Raw genomic sequence first — 21,673 nt, forward strand, 5'->3', positions numbered from 1 at the left:
CGATTTGATGCGATCAGATGATAAAGGACGAATATTTCCCTCGGGGGCGGTGTTGTCTCCTTACATCAACGTCGCGGTCAATCGGGCGACGAGCGTGTTGGACAACACCACCGGCAGGTTGGACGCCGCATGCGCAATCTCGCGATGGCGCTCAACGAAGCCCATGCAATCGAGCACCAGCATCTGGGCACCCTGTTCGCGCAAGACGCGAGCGGCGTTGGCGAGTACTTCATCGCCCTCGGCACCTGTGGCGTACGGCGACGCCGCAGCGCAGATTGGTGGACGTTGTAACGCCCCCCACTTGTGAAACTCGCTCTCGATCTGACCCGCGAGCGGCACCACGATGCCGACCTGACGTTCACCCGCAAGCGCGGCGGCAGCGGGCGGGACGATGCGGTCCGGTTCGACAAGCCAAGCATGGCGGCACGCGAGGCCTTCGAATTCCCCCGTGCACAGGATCAGGATGACCGTGCAGCCCTGGGCTTCAAGCGCCTCGAGTTTTGCCTGCAATGCCCGCTGAATCGCGGGCTTGTCGAGTTCCACCGAGTCGCCGCTGAGCAGACGCGAGATCAGCACACCATTGCCTGCCTGCGGCGCAAAGTCCGCCTCGATGGCATCACGGTCCAGCCCGTCGAGCACACCCATGTGGACGACCGGCACTTGAGCCGGTAGATGGGCATCGAGAATGGGTGTGATGTCGGCGCGGGGCGCTTGGCCGATCGTCAGCGTCCCGAGTTTTTGCTGGCTCATCGGCAATGCCTCATTTGGGTTGGCGCTTCGAGAGGTGGGCCAGCGAGCCGTACAACGCGATCAGGCGCGCATAGTCCTCGGTGTCGTAGAACTGACACGTTCCCCGGCCAAATTCCTTGGCGACCTCGACCGCAAACTTCACCGCAAGTGCGATATCCGCTTCGTGGCTGGCTCCCGTGCCGCAGCCGGGTACCACGCTCTCGGTGGTGATCGCGACGCCAACTACCGGGGCACGGGTCGCAATGGACGGCTGCATGATGCTGTTCAGGTGATAGACGCCGTTACCGTAAGGCGTGATGTCTTGCGTGGTCACCGGGAATGTGACGGCGGGCTGGCCGCTCGTCATTTCCATGATGCGCAGCAGGTCTTCCGAGACACGCAGGATGTAGCCCTCTTTGACCGTCGGCGAGATTGCATAGCCCTTGTGGTTGATGATGCGGTTGCCCTTGGTGGTGTCGAGAGAGAGCACCGCATCCATCTCGTCCCACACTTCGTGGGCGTTCACGTCCTCGGTGTCGATCGGGGAGTCCATGAAATCGACGGGTTCGTGCGGGCGCGTCGGGGCGTCAGGACAGATGTGCGTCGTGATGAAAACGTCACCGGCAAGGGTGTCGCCCTGCGTGCGCATATGCGCGAGCTTCAGCGCAGCGGCGACAGCGGCGATGGCACCGTCGGCGTCAGACACCAAGCCGATGCGCGACGGCCGAGCGCCAATGCCGCCCAGACGGCCGACGATGCCGAGGCTGGGCGCTGCACCACCGGCTCGCTTGCCGACAGCACCGGGGATGCAAATCTTGACGAAATCGGTCGCGCCTTTCTTGCCTTCGATTTTCAGGACATCGACAGTGACACCCTGCGATGCATAGGGCGCGAGCAGGTCGACCACGGTTTGGCCCGACGCATGGGCGCTGTCGAAGGCTTCGAAGACTTGGAGAGTTTGGCTAAAGCTCATGATGACGATCTAGGGAAATGGGTGAACGGGTGTCGCGCGGTTTCAATCTCAATGCGTGCGCGAGCGGATTAACGAACTGCCGAAACTGAAGATGGCGTCGCCTGCGATGATCCCCGCGGCGAAGACTTCCATCGTGTTGCGTGTGCGCTCGCCGGTGGTGCGCTCGATGACAAAGCGCAGGGCGATCCCGACGAGAACGGCCCATCCGGCGGCCGGGTTAGCGATGAGCAGTCCGGTGGAGAACAGCACGCCGAGCTGGCGTTTGGGGCCGCCGATGAATTGCAACGCGGCGCCAGCAATGGCCCAGAGCATCAGGGAATGCAGGACACCCGGGGCAACACCGGCTTTGATCGTGGATACATAGACCGCAGCCACCGGCGGGACTTGCCCGTTGGCGAAGAAGCTCGAATGGGCGAAGTACACGACCGGAATCGCGATGACGAAGGCGAGCATCGCGGCCATGAGTTGCTGACGGCGGCCCGCGAGTTCGAAGGCCGGATCGCTGCCGTGGCCGCGCAGGATGAACCCGGCGCGCAAGTCGTAGCCCATGTCGGCGAAGGCGGGGCCGGTGGCGGCGGAAAAACCGCAAAGCACGACAAGTGCCGCTGGTGGGAAGCCGATCAGCATACCGATCAGCAGCGTGATGAGCGCGACCGCAAATGCCGGGAACCAACCCGAGTGCATCGCGGCAATCCCGACGATCAGCTCATGCACGAACGCGGCGAACGCGGCATACACGATGAACAGGATCAACATGCCCGGCGACATATCCGCATAGAGACCCGCGCCAAGTGCCACGAGCGTCGCCAGCCCGATGTAAGCCACGCCACCGAAACGCAACGAGCGGCGGATGCTGCGGGTGCCTGCCGGATTGGTTCCGCGCTGTTCAGCCGCGTTGTCGGCAGCGCCGCGCACAGGCCGGTCGCGCCAGACCATTCTTACGATCTGGAGCAGCGCGACGATGCCCGCGCCGATCATCATGCCGTGGGGGATGTAAGCCTTCTCGACGGCGAAGCCGAACAGCGGCATCGAGTAGCCGCGGAGCAGGAAGCCGAGACCGAGCATGGTCAGCGCCCAGATGTTGCCGATAAAAGCCGTGCCGAATGCCGACATCGGAATGCCGAACCATGAGCCGAGCATGCCGATGCCGAGACCCGCACCGAGCACGCGTGCCTGACGTCCGCCGACGTCGCCCGCCTTAATGGCTTCCGCCGCCGCGACGCCCTGCGGCCACGTACCGGTCGCCGGGAAAATCTTGGTGTCGAACATGCGGTAGAGCATGTAGCCGTCGAGCAGCATCGCCAGCGAAACGCCGATGAACATCGGCATCACTAGATCGGCGCGGCCCATCAAGAACGGAATGCCGATGGGCAGCAACAGGCTGTTGGCGGCACCGAACGTGGCGGCGGAGATGGCGCTTTGCGCAAGGTTCTGCACGTGAATCGAGCGGTATTGGGCGAAGGCCCGTAACGGCACGCGTGCACAAATCATGGCGACTAGCGCGCCGATGATTGCCGTGTTGGGCGTGACGCCCAGCTTGACCAGCAGTTCGATACCGATGATTGCGCCAAATACGCTCAGAACGCTGAGTAACAGCAGATTGGCGGGCGAGAAAGTCGACGGATGTTGCGGCGGCGGAACCTCGGTGCTTGTTGCATCGGGAGGTGTCGGCATGGCAGAGGACGACGGATTCATGGTGGGAGATCGACGGGGCGTGCGGATTAACGGGGCGAGTTCCAGAACGGATCGCCAACGGAGCGACCGATCAGCTCTGCGTGGGAGGCCACGCGCTGCGCAATCGCCTGAATTTCCGCCGCGGGGAGCATCGCGGCGGGAAAAGTCATACAGAACGACAAACACTCGCCGCTGTTGGGATCGGCGACCGCGCATCCCACTGAGCAGACACCGGAGAGGGCTTCGTTCTCTGCCACCGCGTAGCGACGCTCGCGCACGGTTTGAAGTTTCGTCAGGAGGGCATCAAGCGTGGCGGGGCCGCCGATGGGGTGGCCGTTTTCGCGCAATGTCGGCAAGCCATCAGGGAAGCGGGCGCGGATCTGGTCGTCGGATTCGCGCGCGAGAAGCGAGCGGCCGGTGGAGGTTGCCCATGAGGCCAGTCGATGCCCCGGGTTGGTCATGGCGCGCAGTGCCTGCGAGCCGGGCCGCACGCGCAGGACAACGACGTCGTCACCGTCGAGCACCGAGACGTAGCCCGTGTGGCCATAGACCTGGCCCAGATCGTCGAGCGCCTGTGCGCACATTTCGATGAGCGGTGTCGACGCACGAACCAGATGCGAGAGTTCGAGCAACAGCAGCGAAGGGCGATAAGCCAGCGTTGTCGCGTTGCGAACCAGCAGGCCCTCGTCGGCCATTTGTTTAAGCACACGTGAAGCGGTGCTCTTTGGCATGGCGAGGTGATCGACCAGATCGGTCATCGTCACTTCGGCTTGTCGTGTCGCCATCAGGCGCAGCACGGCCGTTGCGGTTTCCAAGATGCTCATTTGCGTTAGCGGATACGTGATTGGTTAGGCTATTGGTTCCATAAAATGGAACCGAGTTCCATTTAATAAGATCCAGTCTATGCCGCAAAATCGAGCGTCAAAATGAAATCGATCTAGATGTTTACCCTTGGATGAATTCGCGATATTCCGCGACTCGCCCGAATTCCCGTGGATTCGCGCGACAATAGCCCGCCCCAACCACGCATACGTTTATGGCATCGCACGTGAAGAAGTCTTTCGTCGGCAGGATTCGAGAACAGTTGGATCAACTCTCGCCATCGGAGCGTCGTCTGGCGGAGTTCGCCTTGGATCTTCCGGGCGATCTGGCGGGGTACACGGCATCGGAGCTCGCGACGCTGGCGCAGGTGTCCAATGCCACCGTCACGCGATTCGTGCGGCGTCTGGGCTATGCGTCGTTCGACGATGCGCGCAAGCATGTTCGTTCCGAGCAACGCGCTGGCTCGCCGTTGGCGATGGCCGCGACGGCACCGGCGACGGAAGCTGTTGCTGATGACGTCGTTGGTGCGCATCGACAGCAAAGCCTTGCCAACATCGACGCGACGTATCGACGCTTGTCGTCCAATGAGATTGAGCAAATCGCCGAGGCGATTCTCGCGGCGCGCAAAGTGTGGGTGGTGGGCTTCCGGTCGAGCCATCCGCTCGCGATGTATTTCCGCTGGCAATTGCTGCAAATCGTGCCAAGCGCGCAAGTGATCCCCGGGGCAGGGGAGACGCTGGGCGAGCACCTCGCGGGTATCAGCGCGGACGATGTCGTGATCGTGTTTGCGCTGCGTCGCCGTATCCGTCCGATGCCAGCGATCGTTACGCAGCTCGCCAAGGCTTGCCCGAATCTCGTCTACATCACGGAGCGCAACGCTTCGGCAAAGACGCCTGCGAAGTGGTCGCTGCAATGCGAAGTGCAAGGGCCGGGCGTGCTCGACAATCACACGGCCGTGATCGGTCTGTGTCACCTGATCGTGACGCAGGTCATGACGCTGGCGGGCAATCCGGGGCGTCGTCAGCTTGGGCTGGTGGAAGCGTTTCACGACGCGCTGGACGAGATCTAAGTCCTACTTTTCCTGATCGGTTTTTCGCGATTGGCGTCTCTCGCCAAGGACTTCGCACGTCCGGTGAAACCCGAATATGAAAAATAATTTTCAAAAACAAATAATCTGAAAAAATATTAACCGAATCGGATTCATCAGAGGGCGAGGCAATCGGTCGCTAGGCGCCAATTGAGGCGCAGGGAGTTTTACGATGGGCGCAGAAGTGGTCGTATCTTCGTCGGAACCGAGGTTGCAGCAGCTTGAGAAAGCGCTCGACGACATTGGCGTGACGCCGTCACACAAGAAAATCCTCGCGCTGATTCTGTTCGGGGTGTTGTTCGACGTTTTCGAGCAAAACGCCGTCGGCCTCGTCGGGCCGTTGCTGCGCGAGTACTGGGGCCTTTCCGGCGCGCAGATCGGGTTTCTCAATACGCTGACGTTCGGTGCTGCCGCGATTGGGCGGTTGGGCTCGGGATACATCGCCGACCGCTACGGACGCCGCACCATGCTGAGTATCAACCTGATGCTCTTCACGCTGGGCGCTTTGATCTGCGCACTGGCGACGAACTACACCATGCTTGCCGCAGGGCGCTTCATCGTCGGCTTCGGTTTGGGCGGCGAGATTTCGATCGCCGTCACGATGCTCGCGGAGTTCTGTTCTTCGCGCTTCCGTGGTGTGGCGGTGGGGGCCATCAACGTTGCGGGTGGCGGGCTGGGCAACATGCTGGCACCGGCGTTCGGGCTGGCGGTGTTTGCGTTCTTCCCCGGGCCGGATAGCTGGCGCTGGTTGTTCGGTTGTCTGGTGCTGCCCGCGTTCTTCGTGCTGCTGTATCGACGGTTCATTCCCGAGACGCCTCGCTTCTTGTTCTCCAAAGGCCGGGTGGAGGAAGCGAATCGTGTGCTCAATATTCTTGCCTCGGGGAAGCTTGGTAAGCGTGCTGGTGGGGAGAAGCGCTATCTGAGCGAAGCGCCGGAGGGAGCGCATCGCGCGGAGAAAGTGCGGTTGCGTGAAGTCTTTGTCGGGCCGCTGGCTCGACGCACAGTGGCTGTCGGTATCGCCGTTTGCATGACGTACGGCGCGCAGATTTCGGTGCTCACGCTCATGCCGACGATTCTCATGGCGCAGGGCTACACGCTCTCCAAGAGCTTCGTGTTCACCATCGTGATGCAGTCGGGCAGCTTGCTCGGGGCGATCACAGCGTCGTATTTCGGCTTCCGGTTTCCGCGCAAACGTGTGCTGACGATCGGTGCGATTGCGGCGTGCGTGATTGGGTTGTGTTTCGGCTTTCTGTCGAAATCGCAGCCGTTGATTCTTGCGTTCGGGGCAGCGTTTCAGTTTTGTGTGCTGCTGCTGAATACGTCCATTTGGATTTATGCCCCCGAGCTTTACCCGACGCGAGTGCGTGCGTTTGGTACGGCGTTCATCCTCGCGCTGGGCACGTTGGCAGGTGCTGCTATGCCGCTGATCGCCGGACGCGTGTTCGATCAATACGGTATTGGCGGCATGTTCGGAATGATGGCTGGGATGTACGCGGTGTTCGCTATTGCGCTGACGTTTGCACCGGAAACGTTTGGGAAACCGATTGATGGTCCTGATGCGCCGGGCGATGCATCGAGCGATGCGAATACGCCCGCAGCCACGCGTGCCGCTGCCGGTACGTCGCCCGCAGCCTGATGTTTTTGATGTTCCCAATGGTTCTGACTCGCCGAGATTTTCATGACTCAAATCCTGCTTATCAATCCAAATACGTCGACGGCGACGACGCAAATGATGGTCGACATCGCTCGATCGTATTTCGCCAACGTGATGACATCGCCGCCGACCGTGATCGGCGCGACGGTGGCGCGTGGTGCCCCGATGATCGTCAACGAACACGATCTTGCTGTGGCGGCGGAGGCGATGAATGATCCGCAGATCGTGGCGCTGGCGTCACAGGCCGATGGTGTGATCGTCGGTGCGTTTGGTGACCCGGGTATGGAGGCTTTGCGTGCGCGTTTGGAGGTGCCGGTCGTTGGGATCGGCTCGGCCTCGGTGCGTGAGGCGGGAGAGAGCGGGCGACGTTTCGGTATCGCCACCACGACGCCGTTGTTAGCTGATTCGATTGCGGCGAATGTTCGCAAGCTCGGGCTTGGTGCGAGCTTCACCGGATCGCGCTTTACGACGGGCGACCCGCTGGCGCTTGGGGATGTGCCAGCCCAGTTGGAAAACAGCCTCGCGAGCGCAGTGCAGGCGTGCATTGCGCAAGACAGTGCGCAAGCCGTGGTCATCGGCGGCGGCCCGTTGGGCGAGGCGGCGCAGGCGTTGTGCGAACGCTTTTCGATTCCCGTGATCGGGCCGGTGCCTGCGGCGTGCCGTGCGTTGCTTCAGGCGATGCGTCTGGATGAAGCGGCTTGAACGATCGCGCCAGAAACCAACTGGCACCGCCCAACGCCATTAATGCGACATAACAACTCAACAATTGCGCCGTCAATGGCGCGTACTAGCGCATGCCGAATCCGGCAGGAGATGCCATGAACCAACAACCCATGTCGCCGACACGCGATGCGAACAATGCGTTCGCGAATCCGAGCCAGCAAATGCTCGACCCCATCTACAAGAAGATCATGTGGCGGATCATCCCGTTCATCTTCGTGCTGTGGATGCTGGCGTGGATCGACCGCGTGAACGTCGGCTTTGCGAAGCTGCAAATGCAACAGGATTTGGGCTTTAGCGAAACGGTGTACGGCATCGGGGCGGGCATCTTCTTCCTCGGGTACTTCTTTCTGGAGATTCCGAGCAACTGGTTGTTGCTGCGCATCGGCGCGCGCCGCACGCTGGCGCGCATCACATTGGGCTGGGGGACGATTTGCGTGCTGATGATGTTCACGCATTCGCCAGCTTATTTTTATGTGATGCGGTTTTTGCTTGGCGCATTTGAAGCTGGTTTTCAGCCGGGCGTGTTGCTTTATCTGACGTTCTGGTTTCCGGCGCATCGGCGTGCAAAAGCGTTCGCGTGGTTCATTTCTGCGTCGGCTGTGTCATCGGTCGTGGGCGCGCCGCTGGCGGGGGCGATCCTCAACGGAATGCATGGCGTGAACGGTTGGGCAGGGTGGCAGTGGCTGTTCCTGCTTGAAGGCGTGCCGACGGTGCTCGCGGGTGTTCTTGCCGTGTGGTTCCTGGTGGATAAGCCGGAGCAGGCTAGCTGGCTGTCGGAGCACGAGAAGCGACTGCTGCAAACGGATTTGGATATTGATCGTGCGAGTGCTGGCAAACGGGAGCACAGCTTCATGCTGGCGGTGCGCAGCCCGAAGCTGTGGCTGCTCACGGGGATCTACTTTGGGATCGTGGCGGCGAACGCGACGCTCTCGTTCTTCGCACCAACCATCGTTCGCGCGTTGGGGCCGACCAACCCGTTGCATATCGGGTTGCTAGTTGGCGTGATGTACGTGTTCGGGGCGATCTTCCAAATTGCGATCGGATACAGCGCGGATAAACGTCGCGAGGCACGGATGCATTGCGCGATTCCGGTGTTTATTGGTGCTTGTGGATTGGCAGGGGTGGGGGTGTTTGCTGGGAGCAACGGTGTTGCTGCGTTCTTGTGCCTTGTTGTGGCTGTGTCGGGAACGATGGGCGCGATTCCGGTGTTCTGGCAATTGCCGAATGCCTACCTTGCGGGTGGTGCCGCCGCCATGGGGGTGGCGTTCATCAACTCGGTGGCGAATCTGGCAGGTTTCGGCTCGCCGTACTTGCTGGGTATCGTCAAGGACGCGACGGGCAACTTCAATGCTGGCCTGTGGATCGTGGCGGCGCTCGAAGCGTTTGTAGCGGTGCTGATCTGGTTGCGGATGCGTCGGAGGGAGACGCCGGCAGGGGTGGGGGCGTTGGCTTGAGGTTTGGCGGCACTCGGCGGCGAAAGGTCGGGCAATCTCTCGATTTATCGTCGCCACAAGAAACTGGCGGCGGGCGGGAATTATCGTGTGTGCGTTAAACGCCCATGGAAAACGCTATGCCGAAACTTAAGCCGGGAACTGTCCTCCCTACGGCGGTCGGGGACGCCAAGCTTACGAAGCAGATTCGTCAAGATTCACAAAATCCGGAGTGGACGAAAAAGGACTTTGCTAAGGCTCGGCCTGCGAGCGAGGTGTTGCCGGAGGTCGTTGGCGAGGATGCGGCGCAGAAACTGCTGAGGCGGCGGGGTCGACCCAAGGCTGACGTTACGAAGGAGCGAATCAACATTCGTCTGTCGCCGGAGGTCGTTGACTACTTCAGGGCGTCTGGGAGCGGTTGGCAAACGAGGATAGACGCCGCGTTACGGCAGTTCATCGCGGAACACCCGCAGCCAGTGTGACGACAGGTGTCTGTGCTGCGCTAGCGTCTGCACAGATGCGTGCCTTACTCTACGTAGAGCGCCACATTTGGTTTGGTCAGCATGCCGAAAACTGTCGCGAAAGAGACCGTCCGCCGCCGCGAAAAATGCGATTCGTCAGAGCTTTCCCAAGTGTTTTCTAAGGACGCGTCCGAATAACTTGGCGTGCTGTAAAGTTGCGCTTCTCTGACGTTGTCATGCTGCTTCCAGCCCAATATTCTTGAACCGTCACGTCCCAAACGTGACCGGGTTTTGCAGCCCGACAATGAGTTCACGGGCACACAGCCGCGCAGTTTGCGGCTTTCGTGTGCATGACCCTGTACGTCTTCCTTATGGGTGGGCTTGGATTGGGACACCGTCAGGTGTGCCGTTGAGCCATGTTCATTGCGGTCTGCAAACCTAATCCAATGCCCGCCCACCCTCTACAAGTCAGACAGGTGAGCGGGGTTCAAACGGTTAGCAAAAGGACACCGCATGACCTTCCACGCATCCAATTCCCCCACAGTTCGTGATTCCCTTGACAGGCTGCATTGCCTGTCGGAACGACTCGTCGCACTTTGCATGGTGGCGGCGAATCAAGAGCACGCTGAGTCTATTCCTCCAGAATTCGCAAATGCTTACTTCGAGCAGATGGGAGACCTTGCGGATGAGGTTCTCGATGTGACGCAACGGTTGGACGATGATCTTTGTTTTGCGATCAGTTCCCCACCCGCATCCAATTGAGTTCACTTTGCTATTGCCGAGGAGTTTTCTTGTTCTCTGAGAGGTGTTTCTACTTTCGATGTGATGGGGACTTGGTTCGGATGATAGGAGCCAGATCATCGCGCCTGTCAGTGAATGCGACGTAGGTGTGAGTGAAAGGGCTGGCGAGGTAGTATTCGCACAGGGAGCGGATACAGTGCCACCGTACACCAATGAGCAAAGAGAATTGGCAGACACAGTGTCCGCCAATTCTCTTTATTTTTCGGCGATCTTCAACTGTCTTTTAGTTTAGTGCACCATTCAGCATGCCGTTTATGTCAGAGCATCGCAACCACTTGATCGACCGCTCGCTCGCACTCCGCTACACGATCTGCATTTACCTGAATTTGGGTGTTGTAGACAGGGTAATGTCCGCCGGGCAAGTTGGACAAAGGGCGCCCCAAGTGAGCGGCGACCACCCCTGCGGTATTAAAATCCCGAAGGGCGACTGAATAAAGCGTGCGGAACATGCCAACATTTCCGGCCGCGATTTGTCGTGGTGTGAAATAGTGCGGATTAATACGGTACTCATTGAAGAGTGTATCCGCGGTTGCATCCGAAAGAGCGCTAAATGCACCGGCTGCACCTGCATACTGGGTCAGACGATTGCCAACAATCGTATGAATTTGCGGGACTGGAACCCCATGCAGTTGCGCGTTACTGGCAAACGTCCAGCGACCATATACGGGATGCGGTGGGACTTGCCCATGAAGAAGCGCGAACAGTGCGTTCGTCGCTACTCGTGACGAATCATCTGCGTTAACCGGTACGATCAGGCGTTCAGCTGCTGACACGGCAAGTTCGGTATAGATCGAGAAGCTCGGGTTTGTGTCAATGAAGACAGTCAAATCCCGCTGGGGCGTGGCTTGAGCTACGGAGTCGATAAACCTTTTGAAGATCAAGTGCACCCAGACCCAAGGATGAAATGCCGGTACTAGCGGGATATTGTTTGCTTGCTGGGAGATCGCTGGCGCCATAGGTTCGAGATTGCCATCGCCTGACAGTAATCCGAGGTTATGGGGAATCGCAGGGTTGGCTTGATGCACAGGCAGAATGTACTGCAGTGGGTTCGGTAGCGGGGCGCCATGCCCATTCGTCAGCACTGTGCTTAGGTAGCCCACCACAGTGCGCGGAACCGCTTGTGTACAAAGGTTGAGTACATGCTCCTCCCCAACAACGCCACCTCCCAGAAGCATCATGCTGGAGTTGGCTTGTGGGCAGAGGTCGATCACAAGAACATTTTTATTTGGATTCAATTCCGCATATCGACAGGCGATGTGAAATGTAATTGTGCTTTTCCCAACGCCACCTTTGTTGTTCCAAACGGCATAACTCGTTGTCGCCATTGCGATTCCCCGGACGATTTAAGATGGTTTAGTACTACGTCGGAGATTATATTCGGAGCGAGAGCAGGCTGTTTAGATACTTGCGAAACGCCGCGAAGCCACGGTGCTACTGCCTCGTGGACGCGCAGTGATTGAGTTGGCATAGGGACTGTCTGTCACCTGGCCAGTTTTGGACTTTGACGTATGCGGGCTTTGATGGCAGCCCCACCGACGGTTATTGCTCATCCGAAAGCGAGGCAGGGTTTCGCCACTCTTGGAAGTGTCCCGTTCGGAGCAATGCTAAAGAACATGCTTTTGCGAGGGGAAATCCGTGTGTTCAGGTGAACGTGTACCAAACCGACTATTCAACCTGCCAAAGTAATCACGATTTATTTGGATTGCGTCGGACGGGATGGGGCAGTTTGCTATCGAGCAAATCGATGGAAACCGCGGGCTCAATGCGATTTCTTTTTTAATCAAATCATTTGGCGGAGGCGGTGAGATTCGAACTCACGGAAGGGTTACCCCTTCGCTGGTTTTCAAGACCAGTCCATTAAACCACTCTGGCACGCCTCCGAGGCGTTGCGCACGACCGAATGTCGTGGCACGAGATGCCGTCTGGGATGACGGCTTTTGAGATGCGTGCGGTCCGGAGGAATCGGCGTCGGTATTCCCACGCAGACCGGTACCGCACGGCAGCGCGCATTATACCCGCTCGGCTCACGATGTGAAGCCCACGACGCAGCAAAATCGCCTCACACCCCGCTTAAATACAAGAGTTCTCCCGTCTCCCCCTTGTTTTGTCCGCCTCCGGCATGCATCATGCTTCAAGACGTGCGGTGACCGCTCCCGGCGTACCGTGCGAGGCCAGACATGACCCGGAGACACCGCATGGATGCCGATACCTCCCGCGACCACGCCCGCGAGACGTCGAATGACGCCAGTGGCGAGCGCGCGACTCCCATCCCGAACGACACCCCAACCCACGCCTCCGCCCCCTTCGCCTGGCAGATTCCCACGCTCTACAACATCGGCGTCGATGTCTGCGATAAATGGGCCGATGGCTCCAATCGCCTCGCCCTGATCCACGAGAGCAGCGACGGCGTGCACGTTCGGCTAACGTTCGATGTCCTGAAACAACTCTCCAACCAACTCGCCAACGAATGGCGCGCCAACGGCGTCAAGGCAGGCGATCGCATCGGCATCTTTCTGCCCCAGTCGCCCGCCACGCTCGTCGCCCACGTTGCTGCCTATAAGCTCGGCGCCATCGCCGTGCCGCTCTTCACGCTGTTCGGTCCTGAAGCGCTCGCCTATCGATTGCAGAATTCAGGCGCCGCCGTACTCGTCACAGACCTCGCCAGCATCGGCAAGATTGACGACATCCGCGGCGAGTTGCCCGACCTACGGCTCGTTTATGTCGTTCACGACGACCTGCCCGAAGTCCATCACCATGTCTCGGACGACGAAGACTGGGGTGTCGCCGAAGACGGCCTGCTCGCGCTTTGGCCCGCCATCGTGCGGCGGGAAACCGAATTCGAGCCCGTCCAGACGCGCGCTGACACGCCCGCGCTGATCATTTACACCTCCGGCACTACCGGGAAGCCCAAGGGCGCGCTGCATGCACACCGCGTGTTGTTAGGGCACCTGCCAGGTGTAGAGACGTCGCACAACGGATTCCCCCACGAAGGCGATCTGATCTGGACGCCCGCCGACTGGGCGTGGATTGGTGGCCTGCTCGACGTGCTGCTGCCCGCGCTGCATCACGGCGTGCCTGTCCTCTCGCGGCGCTTCGAGAAGTTCGATCCGGTCGCGGCCTTTGATTTGATGGCTCGCCACGGCGTGCGTAACACCTTCCTGCCGCCTACCGCGCTCAAGATGCTGCGCACCGTCACCTCGCCACGCGAACACTGGCCGCTGCAATTGCGCTCGGTCGCCAGTGGCGGCGAGTCGCTCGGGCCGGAGTTGCTCGCGTGGGGGAGGGAACACCTGGGCGTCGATATCAACGAGTTCTACGGGCAGACGGAATGCAATATGGTCGTGTCATCGTGCGCCACGGAATTTCCGGCGCTACCCGGCGCCATTGGACGTGCCGTGCGTGGTCATGCAGTGACGATTGTCGATGACGAAGGCGTGCCGCTGCCCGTCGGCACGATCGGCAACATCGCCATCGCCCGGCCCAATCCGGTCATGTTCCTCGGCTATTGGCATAACCCCGACGCCACGATGGACAAGTATCGCGGCGACTTTCTGCTCACTGGCGATGCGGGATTTGTCGACGAGCAGGGCTACATCACGTTCACTGGGCGGTCGGACGACGTGATCACGAGTGCAGGCTATCGCATCGGCCCGGGGCCGATTGAAGACTGTCTGATCCGCCATCCGTCGGTGCAGATCGCCGCCGTGATTGGTGAGCCGGATGAGCTTCGAACGGAAATCGTGAAGGCGTTTGTCGTGCTTCGGGAAGGGTTCGCACCGTCGGAGGAACTGGCGCGAGAGATTCAGAACTTCGTGAAGACGCGTCTCGCCGCGCATGAATATCCGCGCAAGGTCGTTTTCCTGCCGGAATTGCCGATGACCGTCACCGGCAAGATCATTCGCAAGGCGCTTCGGGAAGTGGGTTCTGCGCTGGGGTGAGGGCAGGGCGCGGAGGCGCGCTAAAGATAGATCGTCAAAATGAAAATGCCGGGCACATCAGTTCAAATGTGCCCGGCATTTCACTTTCTCGTTTAGCGTTTTCAGCTACCCGAACGGTCCAAAAACATCCCTTGCAGGTCGTTCAGGAACCGTTGTCCCATCTCGGTCGGGGCAATACGTTGCGGATCATCGACCAGCAGCCCCTTCTCGACACCCGCCGTCAATGCCTTCGCAATGCGCGACATCGGCAAGCCGGTGCGGTCGGCAAACAACTCGCTTTTCACACCGCCCGTGAGTCGCAGCGCGTTGAGCATGAATTCGAACGGCAAATCGCGCGCGTCGACTTCGTTCTCTTCCTGCACTGCGTTGCCTGCGGCAGCCGCTTCCATAAAGCGTTGCGGGTGTTTGTGTCGGATCTGACGCAAGACACGGTGCGGGAACGAAATCTTGCTGTGCGCCCCCGCGCCGATGCCCAGATAGTCACCAAACTCCCAGTAATTCTGGTTGTGCTTGGCGCGACGATGCGGCTGCGCATACGCCGACACTTCGTAATGATCGAACCCGGCCGCTGTCGTGCGCTCGGCAATCCAATCCTGCATGTCGGCGGCCGTGTCGTCGTCCGGCACGGTCGGCGGATACTTGTGGAATTGCGTGTTCGGCTCGAGCGTCAGGTGATACAGCGACAAATGCGGCGGCGAGAACGACAGCGCCGTCTCCACGTCCTGCTGACATTGCGCAAGCGTCTGGTTCGGCAGCGCGTACATCAGATCGAGGTTGAAGTTCTCGAAGTTCGCCTGCGCAATCTCGATGGCGTGACGTGCTTCGTCGCCATCGTGAATACGTCCGAGCGCCTTGAGATGTTCGCTATTGAAACTCTGAATACCGATCGACAGCCGGTTGATACCGCTCGCCCGGAAGCTGCGGAACTTGTCGGCTTCGAACGTGCCCGGGTTTGCCTCCATCGTGATCTCGGCGTCGGCGTCCAGCGGCAGCAACGCGCGCAAGTCGGAGAGCAACCGGTCGAGACCCTCAGCGGACAGCAGGCTAGGCGTGCCGCCGCCGATGAAGACGGTATGCACCGGACGGCCCCACACGAGCGGAAGCGCCTGTTCCAGATCCTGACGCAACGCGTCGAGATAAGCCTGCTCGGGAAACGCTTGCGCGCCGCCCGCGCCACGCCACTCGTGCGAGTTGAAGTCGCAGTAGGGGCACTTGCGCACACACCACGGGAAATGCACATACAGCGACATCGGCGGCAACGCCGGCAAGCTGATCTTGCCGGGCCGCAGAAAGTTCTGCACGGGCAGCGTGGAATCACTCATACCGCTCACGCCTCCCGGCCCAGCTTTTCAAGCAGCACGCGCAGCGCACGGGCTCGGTGGCTGTGGGCATTCTTGACGGCGGGATCCAGCTCCGAGGCAGTCTGATTCAGCGAGCGAATCAGGAAATGCGGGTCGTAGCCGAAACCGTGCGCGCCGCGCGGCGTGTCGACAATCTCGCCATCCCAGCGGCCTTCGGCAATGATCGGTTGCGGATCTTCGGCGTGACGCACGAGCACCAGCGCGGCGAAATAATACGCATCGCGATAGCCCGGCTTGTCGGCGTGCGGCGCGAGTTGTTCGATCAGATGCTTGTTGTTCGCAGCATCCGACTTCTCGCGGCCCGCGCGTGCGGCGTAACGCGCCGAATACACGCCCGGGGCACCGCCGAGGATCGGCACGCACAGACCGGAGTCGTCCGCAAGCGCGGGCAGGCCAGTGGCGGCCGCCGCGTGACGCGCCTTGGTTAGCGCGTTCTCGATGAAGGTCACATGCGGCTCTTCCGCCTCTGACACACCGAGCATGCCCTGCGGCACCAGCTCAATGCCGAGCGGCTCGAACAACGACGCGAACTCGCGCAGCTTGCCCGGGTTATTCGACGCGAGGACGATCTTCTGCATCGCCATCGTTACACTCCCAGCGCGCGCTTCTGCGCTTCGATCAGTTGGCGAATGCCGGCGTCGGCCAGATCGAGCAGCACATTGCTTTGTTCGCGCGTGAACGGGGCACCTTCGGCTGTCCCCTGAATTTCCACGAAACCGCCTTCGCTCGTCATGATGACGTTCATATCGGTGTCGCAGGCGGAATCTTCGGCGTAGTTCAGATCGAGCACCGGCTGGCCTTGATACAAGCCGACCGACACGGCGGCCACATGGGCGCGGATGGGCGAAGCTTCGAGCTTGCCGTCGGCGATGAGCTTGGATACGGCGTCGTGCGCAGCAACGAACGCGCCGGTGATCGACGCGCAACGCGTGCCGCCATCGGCCTGAATCACGTCGCAATCGATCTGGATGGTGCGCGGACCGAATTTCTCGAGATCGAACACGGCGCGCAGCGAGCGGCCGATCAGGCGTTGAATCTCTTGCGTGCGCCCGCTTTGCTTACCGCGTGCGGCTTCGCGGTCGCTGCGGGTGTGCGTGGCGCGCGGCAGCATGCCGTACTCGGCGGTGAGCCAGCCTTGGCCCGAATCGCGCAGGAAGCCCGGCACCTTCTCTTCGACGCTGGCGGTGCAGATGACCTTGGTTTCGCCGCACTCGACGAGCACGGAACCTTCGGCGTAACGGGTGTACTGGCGGGTGATGCGCACGGGGCGCAGTGCGTTGTGCGCACGGCCGTCCGGGCGGGTGATTTGCGTCATGGATGAGTGTCCTGCGAGGGTGGATTGATGCAGCAATACCCGAATGGTATCGCTAAATGTGTTGCGCTTGGCGCGAGCGGCTCACGCTGCCCGAGTCCACGGGCAGGCACTAAGGACGATGCGGCGAGGCATCGGGCGTTGCTCGGCGCGGCGATTCCCCAGCCCCTCGGCCGGAAAATGCGATAATCGCGTTTCATCCATGCATGCAAAACTGGTTACTGCATCCGACCCGCTGACAAAGTGTCATGGGCATGTGGTACTGGTCACCCCGATGAAAGACAACAATATCTACAGTATGACCGGCTACGCCAGCGTCACGCGCGACATTGCGCATGCCGATGGAGCCGCAGGCGCTAGCGTGTCGGTCGAATTGCGCACGGTCAATTCGCGCTTCCTCGATCTGGCTTTCCGTATGCCGGAAGAGGCGCGCGCGTGCGAACCGACATTGCGCGAAGGCCTGACCGCCAAACTCTCGCGCGGCAAGGTCGACATCCGCATTAACGTGCAACGTCCCGAAAGCGGTGTGAACGGCGCGCTCAATATCGACGCCGTGCGCCAACTCGCCGACCTCGAACAACAAGTGCTCGCGCTTTTCCCCGATGCAGAACGTATGCGCACCGGCGAAATTCTGCGCTGGCCGGGCGTGCTCGGCGAAGAGTCGGTCACGGCCGAAGCGCTGCGTGACGCAGTCATCGATGCCGGACGTGCTGCCATCGGCGATCTCGTCGAAGTGCGTAAGCGCGAAGGCGCCCAACTCAAGCAAAGCCTGATCGAGCGTATCGAGCGCATGGAGACGATCCTCACGGGCCTGCAACCGCTGGTGCCGGACCTGATCGCGCGTCATCAACAAAAGATCATCGACCGCCTGCACGAAGCGCTGGGCATCGTGGTTCCCGAAGGGGCCACGGCACCGAGCAAGGAAGAAATTTCCGAGCGTATTCGTCAGGAAGTCACGATGTACGGTGTGCGCATCGACGTGGCGGAAGAACTCACGCGCCTCGATGCTCACCTGAAGGAAACCCGCCACATTCTCGACAAGGGAGGCCTGGTGGGCAAACGGCTGGACTTCATGATGCAAGAGCTCAATCGCGAAGCGAATACGCTCGGCTCGAAGGCCGCCTCGAAAGAACTTGCCGATGCATCGATGGAGCTCAAGCTCTACATCGAGCAGATGCGCGAGCAAGTGCAGAATCTGGAGTAAGTCGCATGTCCCCGCAATCGCCCAACCCGCAAACCGTCTTGCATGCCGAGTATCCCGGCAACTTGTTCATGGTGGTCGCCCCCTCGGGCGCGGGTAAATCCACGCTCGTCAACGCGCTGCTCGCGCAAGACGACGAGATTCGCCTGTCGATCTCGAGCACGACTCGCCCGCCGCGTCCCGGTGAAGAAGATGGCGTGCAGTACCACTTTCTGACGGCGGAAGATTTCGTCGCACGCCGCAAGCAAGGGGAATTCCTCGAGAGCGCGGAAGTGCACGGCAACTACTACGGCACGTCGCGCGTGTGGATCGAAGCGCAAATGCGCGACGGTCACGATGTGTTGCTGGAAATCGACTGGCAGGGCGCGCAGCAGGTGCGCAAGCGCTTCACGAATGCGGTCGGCATCTTCATCTTGCCGCCGTCGATCGCTGCGCTCGAAGAGCGTCTGAAGAAGCGCGGTCAGGACGAACCGAATGTCATCACGCGTCGCCTGTTGGCGGCGGGTGGCGAGATGGCCCATGCGCCGGAAGCGGACTTCATCATCATCAATGAAGACTTCCAACGCGCGCTGGCGGAGTTGCAATCGGTGGTCACGGCCACGCGTTTGGGCTTCACATCGCAGCGTGCGCGTCACGAATCACTGTTCATCGAACTCGGCATTCACTCGCCGCAAGACGACGAATAACCCGGCTACTGTATCGCTGCGCGCCAGTGCGCCTTCGCGTTTTACGCGAGCGTTCGCTGGCTGCGATAGAATACGCCCTATATTGAGAAGGAACCTCCTTATGGCCCGAATTACCGTTGAAGATTGCCTGAAACAAATCCCGAATCGCTTCGAGCTCGCACTCGCTGCGACCTACCGCGCTCGCCAACTGGCGCAAGGTCACACGCCGAAGCTCGAGAACAACAAGGACAAGCCGACCGTCGTCGCGCTGCGCGAAATCGCGGCGGGTCAGGTGGGCATCGAGATGCTCAAGAAAGTGCCGCTCTGATTCTCAGGAGACAGCACTGATGCGATGTGACGTTCCGGGCCGCTCGACGATGCAGGTACACGTATGAGTCACGCGAAATCACCGGCCACGTCCATCGCTGCGGATGAACCCAAAGCGGGGGAGCCCAAGCCCGAGCGCAAGAAGAAAAAGGGCGAAAGCGCCACGCGGCAGTACATCGACGCACTGCTCGAGCAGTCGTATCGGCACCTCTTCGGGCCGACCGCGACGCCCGAGCAGCCGCGTAAGCACGAAGTCGTTTCCATTGCCCGTCTGAAGGGCATGCTGGGGGAATACCTCAAGGAAAGCGAACTCGCGCAAATCAAAGAAGCCTTCCAGTTCAGCGACGAAGCCCACCTGGGCCAATATCGCCAAAGCGGACAGCCTTACATCACCCATCCCGTCGCCGTTGCCGAAATCTGTGCCGAGTGGAAGCTCGACGCACAGTCGATCATGGCTGCGCTGCTGCATGACGTGATGGAAGACCAGGGCGTGACCAAGGCCGAACTCGCCGAGCGGTTCGGGCCGAAAGTCGCAGAACTGGTCGACGGTCTGTCGAAACTCGACAAGATGGAGTTTCGCAGCCGCGAGGAAGCCCAGGCCGAGAGCTTTCGCAAGATGCTCCTCGCCATGGCGCGCGACGTCCGCGTCATCCTCGTCAAGCTCGCCGACCGGCTGCACAACATGCGCACGCTGGGCGTCACCTCGACCGAGAAGCGTCGACGCGTGGCGCGCGAAACGCTCGACATCTATGCGCCCATCGCCCACCGGCTGGGCCTGAACAATACCTATCGCGAACTTCAGGATCTGAGCTTCGCGAATTACCATCCGCGTCGTTACGCCGTGCTCGATAAGGCCGTGAAGGCCGCGCGCGGCAACCGGCGCGAGGTGGTGGGCAAGATTCTCGACGCGGTCGAGAAGGCCCTCAAGGAAGGCGGCGTCAGTGCCGACGTCTTTGGTCGCGAGAAGACGCTTTTCAGCATCTACAACAAGATGCAGGAAAAACAGCTGTCGTTCTCGCAAGTGCTCGACGTGTACGGCTTCCGTATCGTCGTGGAATCGAATCCGCAGTGCTATCTCTCGCTTGGCGTGCTGCACGCGCTGTACAAGCCGGTGCCGGGCAAGTTCAAGGATTACATCGCGATTCCGAAGGTCAACGGCTATCAGTCGTTGCACACGACGCTCGTGGGGCCGTTCGGCACACCCATCGAATTCCAGATTCGTACCCGCCACATGCATGAGATTGCCGAGGCGGGCGTGGCGGCGCACTGGCTGTACAAGAACGGCGGCGCCGACATGAACGATGTGCAGAAGTACGCGCATCAATGGCTGCAATCGCTGCTCGACATCCAGAGCGAAACCGGCGATTCCACCGAATTCCTCGAACACGTCAAGATCGACTTGTTCCCCGATGCGGTCTACGTCTTCACGCCCAAGGCACGCATCATGGCGCTGCCGCGCGGTGCGACGGCGCTCGACTTCGCCTACACAGTGCACAGCGATCTGGGCAACCAGTGTGTGGCCGTCAAGATCAACAACGAGTTGCTGCCGCTGCGCACCGAGTTGAAGAACGGCGACATCGTCGAAGTCATTACCGCACCTTATTCGAAGCCCAACCCCGCGTGGCTGGGCTTTGTGCGGACTGGCAAGGCGCGCTCAGCGATTCGCCACTATCTCAAGACGATGCGCTTTGCCGAGTCGGTGCAGCTTGGCGAGCGTCTGGTCGAGCAGGCCCTGAAGGGCTACGGCCTCACGATGAGCGAAATTTCTCCGGAAATCTGGGAGAAGCTCGCACAGTGGACCGGCAACAAGGATCGTCAGGACATCTTTGCCGACATCGGTCTCGGCCGTCGTGTCGCGGCGGTGATGGCCAAGCGCCTCGCGGTGCTCACCTCGGGCAAGGAAGGCGAGAACGACGACAGCCCGGATGATCCGGACGCACCGCGCTCAGGCGAGGAGAACGTCGGCCCGCCGGTGCTGATTACCGGCACCGAAGGCATGTCGGTGCAGTTCTCGGCGTGCTGCCGTCCGATTCCGGGCGACGCGATCATGGGTTATATCGGCATTGGGCTGGGCATGGCGATTCACACGACCGATTGCCCGGTCGCGCGCCGTATCCACCGCAAAGACCCGACGCGCTGGATCGACGTGGCATGGGCACCGCTGCCGGGCCGTCTGTTCGACGTCGGCATTAAGGTGCTGGTGCATCACAACCGGGGTGTGTTCTCGCGTGTGGCGGCCGATATCACGGCGTCGGACGCGAATATCGTGCACATCGGGATGGATGAGGTGGTGCCGGACGAATCGGCCACGCTGCGCTTCCTGATTCAAGTGAGCGACCGCGTGCATCTGGCCAACGTGATGCGCCGTATTCGCGTGAATCCGGATGTGATGCGGGTGGCCCGCGAACGGCCGAGCGAGCGTCATCAGGAAGAGTTGCACGCCAATCACGCGATGCGTATTACACGCGAGCGCGGTCCCTACTGACGAAAAAACCGACGCATGCCGGATGGCACT

At 60.6% G+C, this 21,673-nt stretch carries 19 protein-coding genes and 1 tRNA gene; 11 read left to right on the forward strand and 9 right to left on the reverse strand.

The features are described 5' to 3' along the window. Positions 1-60: 60 nt before the first annotated feature. From ACPWR9_RS07575 to ACPWR9_RS07590, 4 genes are read right to left on the reverse strand one after another with little or no spacing between them, the layout of a single operon-like run. Positions 61-750: an AroM family protein gene (locus ACPWR9_RS07575; protein ID WP_426297595.1), complete on the reverse strand. Its 690-nt coding sequence runs from the start codon at positions 748-750 to the stop codon at positions 61-63. Between the two features lie 10 nt (positions 751-760). After that, positions 761-1,702, reverse strand: a complete 942-nt coding sequence (locus ACPWR9_RS07580) for a DUF1177 domain-containing protein (RefSeq protein ID WP_426297593.1) — start codon at positions 1,700-1,702, stop codon at positions 761-763. 48 nt (positions 1,703-1,750) lie between these two features. Continuing rightward, entirely contained in the window at positions 1,751-3,397 is a 1,647-nt protein-coding gene (locus ACPWR9_RS07585; RefSeq protein WP_426297591.1) for an OPT/YSL family transporter, read from the reverse strand. A gap of 26 nt (positions 3,398-3,423) precedes the next feature. Next, positions 3,424-4,200: an IclR family transcriptional regulator gene (locus ACPWR9_RS07590; protein WP_426297589.1), complete on the reverse strand. Its 777-nt coding sequence runs from the start codon at positions 4,198-4,200 to the stop codon at positions 3,424-3,426. Positions 4,201-4,424: 224 nt separating this feature from the next. On the opposite strand from ACPWR9_RS07590, the gene ACPWR9_RS07595 reads away from it, so the two are divergent. The 6 genes from ACPWR9_RS07595 to ACPWR9_RS07620 all read left to right on the forward strand — a co-directional run bounded on the left by ACPWR9_RS07595 (position 4,425) and on the right by ACPWR9_RS07620 (position 10,315). After that, complete coding sequence (locus ACPWR9_RS07595) at positions 4,425-5,267, forward strand: MurR/RpiR family transcriptional regulator (RefSeq protein ID WP_426297587.1); 843 nt, start codon at positions 4,425-4,427, stop codon at positions 5,265-5,267. A gap of 190 nt (positions 5,268-5,457) precedes the next feature. Beyond that, positions 5,458-6,921, forward strand: coding sequence for an MFS transporter (locus ACPWR9_RS07600; protein WP_426297585.1), 1,464 nt, complete (start codon positions 5,458-5,460; stop codon positions 6,919-6,921). A gap of 42 nt (positions 6,922-6,963) precedes the next feature. Next, positions 6,964-7,641: an aspartate/glutamate racemase family protein gene (locus ACPWR9_RS07605; RefSeq protein WP_426297583.1), complete on the forward strand. Its 678-nt coding sequence runs from the start codon at positions 6,964-6,966 to the stop codon at positions 7,639-7,641. 116 nt (positions 7,642-7,757) lie between these two features. Continuing rightward, a complete protein-coding gene (locus ACPWR9_RS07610) occupies positions 7,758-9,116 on the forward strand; it encodes an MFS transporter (RefSeq protein ID WP_426297581.1) in 1,359 nt (452 codons plus the stop codon). A gap of 182 nt (positions 9,117-9,298) precedes the next feature. Then, positions 9,299-9,574, forward strand: a complete 276-nt coding sequence (locus tag ACPWR9_RS07615) for a BrnA antitoxin family protein (RefSeq protein WP_426298015.1) — start codon at positions 9,299-9,301, stop codon at positions 9,572-9,574. Between the two features lie 492 nt (positions 9,575-10,066). After that, complete coding sequence (locus tag ACPWR9_RS07620) at positions 10,067-10,315, forward strand: hypothetical protein (protein ID WP_426297579.1); 249 nt, start codon at positions 10,067-10,069, stop codon at positions 10,313-10,315. A gap of 296 nt (positions 10,316-10,611) precedes the next feature. Here ACPWR9_RS07620 and ACPWR9_RS07625 read toward each other — a convergent pair whose 3' ends face one another. Both ACPWR9_RS07625 and ACPWR9_RS07630 read right to left on the reverse strand, forming a co-directional pair. Continuing rightward, complete coding sequence (locus ACPWR9_RS07625) at positions 10,612-11,679, reverse strand: ParA family protein (RefSeq protein ID WP_426297577.1); 1,068 nt, start codon at positions 11,677-11,679, stop codon at positions 10,612-10,614. Positions 11,680-12,144: 465 nt separating this feature from the next. Continuing rightward, positions 12,145-12,234: transfer RNA gene (locus ACPWR9_RS07630), tRNA-Ser, on the reverse strand. A gap of 315 nt (positions 12,235-12,549) precedes the next feature. On the opposite strand from ACPWR9_RS07630, the gene ACPWR9_RS07635 reads away from it, so the two are divergent. Beyond that, the gene (locus ACPWR9_RS07635; protein WP_426297575.1) at positions 12,550-14,292 is read left to right on the forward strand and encodes an acyl-CoA synthetase; all 1,743 of its coding nucleotides are present in this window, start codon (positions 12,550-12,552) and stop codon (positions 14,290-14,292) included. 101 nt (positions 14,293-14,393) lie between these two features. Here the strand turns inward: ACPWR9_RS07635 and hemW are convergent, their stop codons facing one another. Genes hemW through rph form a run of 3 tightly spaced genes read right to left on the reverse strand, consistent with a single transcriptional unit; the run spans position 14,394 to position 16,968 of the window. After that, positions 14,394-15,614, reverse strand: a complete 1,221-nt coding sequence (hemW, locus tag ACPWR9_RS07640) for a radical SAM family heme chaperone HemW (protein WP_426297573.1) — start codon at positions 15,612-15,614, stop codon at positions 14,394-14,396. A gap of 5 nt (positions 15,615-15,619) precedes the next feature. Continuing rightward, complete coding sequence (gene rdgB / locus ACPWR9_RS07645; RefSeq protein WP_058378102.1) at positions 15,620-16,237, reverse strand: RdgB/HAM1 family non-canonical purine NTP pyrophosphatase; 618 nt, start codon at positions 16,235-16,237, stop codon at positions 15,620-15,622. 2 nt (positions 16,238-16,239) lie between these two features. Further along, complete coding sequence (gene rph, locus ACPWR9_RS07650) at positions 16,240-16,968, reverse strand: ribonuclease PH (protein ID WP_426297571.1); 729 nt, start codon at positions 16,966-16,968, stop codon at positions 16,240-16,242. Between the two features lie 271 nt (positions 16,969-17,239). On the opposite strand from rph, the gene ACPWR9_RS07655 reads away from it, so the two are divergent. The 4 genes from ACPWR9_RS07655 to ACPWR9_RS07670 all read left to right on the forward strand — a co-directional run bounded on the left by ACPWR9_RS07655 (position 17,240) and on the right by ACPWR9_RS07670 (position 21,643). Next, positions 17,240-18,169 carry a YicC/YloC family endoribonuclease gene (locus ACPWR9_RS07655; RefSeq protein ID WP_426297569.1) on the forward strand — a complete coding sequence of 310 codons (930 nt, stop codon included), beginning with the start codon at positions 17,240-17,242 and terminating at the stop codon, positions 18,167-18,169. 5 nt (positions 18,170-18,174) lie between these two features. Further along, the gene (gene gmk / locus ACPWR9_RS07660) at positions 18,175-18,852 is read left to right on the forward strand and encodes a guanylate kinase (protein WP_426297567.1); all 678 of its coding nucleotides are present in this window, start codon (positions 18,175-18,177) and stop codon (positions 18,850-18,852) included. A 100-nt stretch (positions 18,853-18,952) separates the two neighbouring features. Next, positions 18,953-19,159 carry a DNA-directed RNA polymerase subunit omega gene (gene rpoZ, locus ACPWR9_RS07665; RefSeq protein WP_039397582.1) on the forward strand — a complete coding sequence of 69 codons (207 nt, stop codon included), beginning with the start codon at positions 18,953-18,955 and terminating at the stop codon, positions 19,157-19,159. Between the two features lie 63 nt (positions 19,160-19,222). Then, positions 19,223-21,643, forward strand: coding sequence for a RelA/SpoT family protein (locus ACPWR9_RS07670; protein ID WP_426297565.1), 2,421 nt, complete (start codon positions 19,223-19,225; stop codon positions 21,641-21,643). The last annotated feature ends 30 nt before the right edge of the window (positions 21,644-21,673 follow it).

The sequence above is a fragment of the Pandoraea pneumonica genome, assembly GCF_049918595.1.
In the GTDB taxonomy this organism is placed as follows: domain Bacteria; phylum Pseudomonadota; class Gammaproteobacteria; order Burkholderiales; family Burkholderiaceae; genus Pandoraea; species Pandoraea pneumonica_A.

What these genes read in the sequence shown, in the direction of transcription:
- ACPWR9_RS07575 (WP_426297595.1), bottom strand. Translation starts at nt 750, where the DNA reads ATGAGCCAGCAAAAACTCGGGACGCTGACGATCGGCCAAGCGCCCCGC.
- ACPWR9_RS07580 (WP_426297593.1), bottom strand. Translation starts at nt 1,702, where the DNA reads ATGAGCTTTAGCCAAACTCTCCAAGTCTTCGAAGCCTTCGACAGCGCC.
- ACPWR9_RS07585 (WP_426297591.1), bottom strand. Translation starts at nt 3,397, where the DNA reads ATGAATCCGTCGTCCTCTGCCATGCCGACACCTCCCGATGCAACAAGC.
- ACPWR9_RS07590 (WP_426297589.1), bottom strand. Translation starts at nt 4,200, where the DNA reads ATGAGCATCTTGGAAACCGCAACGGCCGTGCTGCGCCTGATGGCGACA.
- ACPWR9_RS07600 (WP_426297585.1), top strand. Translation starts at nt 5,458, where the DNA reads ATGGGCGCAGAAGTGGTCGTATCTTCGTCGGAACCGAGGTTGCAGCAG.
- ACPWR9_RS07605 (WP_426297583.1), top strand. Translation starts at nt 6,964, where the DNA reads ATGACTCAAATCCTGCTTATCAATCCAAATACGTCGACGGCGACGACG.
- ACPWR9_RS07610 (WP_426297581.1), top strand. Translation starts at nt 7,758, where the DNA reads ATGAACCAACAACCCATGTCGCCGACACGCGATGCGAACAATGCGTTC.
- ACPWR9_RS07620 (WP_426297579.1), top strand. Translation starts at nt 10,067, where the DNA reads ATGACCTTCCACGCATCCAATTCCCCCACAGTTCGTGATTCCCTTGAC.
- ACPWR9_RS07625 (WP_426297577.1), bottom strand. Translation starts at nt 11,679, where the DNA reads ATGGCGACAACGAGTTATGCCGTTTGGAACAACAAAGGTGGCGTTGGG.
- ACPWR9_RS07635 (WP_426297575.1), top strand. Translation starts at nt 12,550, where the DNA reads ATGGATGCCGATACCTCCCGCGACCACGCCCGCGAGACGTCGAATGAC.
- hemW (WP_426297573.1), bottom strand. Translation starts at nt 15,614, where the DNA reads ATGAGTGATTCCACGCTGCCCGTGCAGAACTTTCTGCGGCCCGGCAAG.
- rdgB (WP_058378102.1), bottom strand. Translation starts at nt 16,237, where the DNA reads ATGGCGATGCAGAAGATCGTCCTCGCGTCGAATAACCCGGGCAAGCTG.
- rph (WP_426297571.1), bottom strand. Translation starts at nt 16,968, where the DNA reads ATGACGCAAATCACCCGCCCGGACGGCCGTGCGCACAACGCACTGCGC.
- ACPWR9_RS07655 (WP_426297569.1), top strand. Translation starts at nt 17,240, where the DNA reads ATGAAAGACAACAATATCTACAGTATGACCGGCTACGCCAGCGTCACG.
- gmk (WP_426297567.1), top strand. Translation starts at nt 18,175, where the DNA reads ATGTCCCCGCAATCGCCCAACCCGCAAACCGTCTTGCATGCCGAGTAT.
- rpoZ (WP_039397582.1), top strand. Translation starts at nt 18,953, where the DNA reads ATGGCCCGAATTACCGTTGAAGATTGCCTGAAACAAATCCCGAATCGC.
- ACPWR9_RS07670 (WP_426297565.1), top strand. Translation starts at nt 19,223, where the DNA reads ATGAGTCACGCGAAATCACCGGCCACGTCCATCGCTGCGGATGAACCC.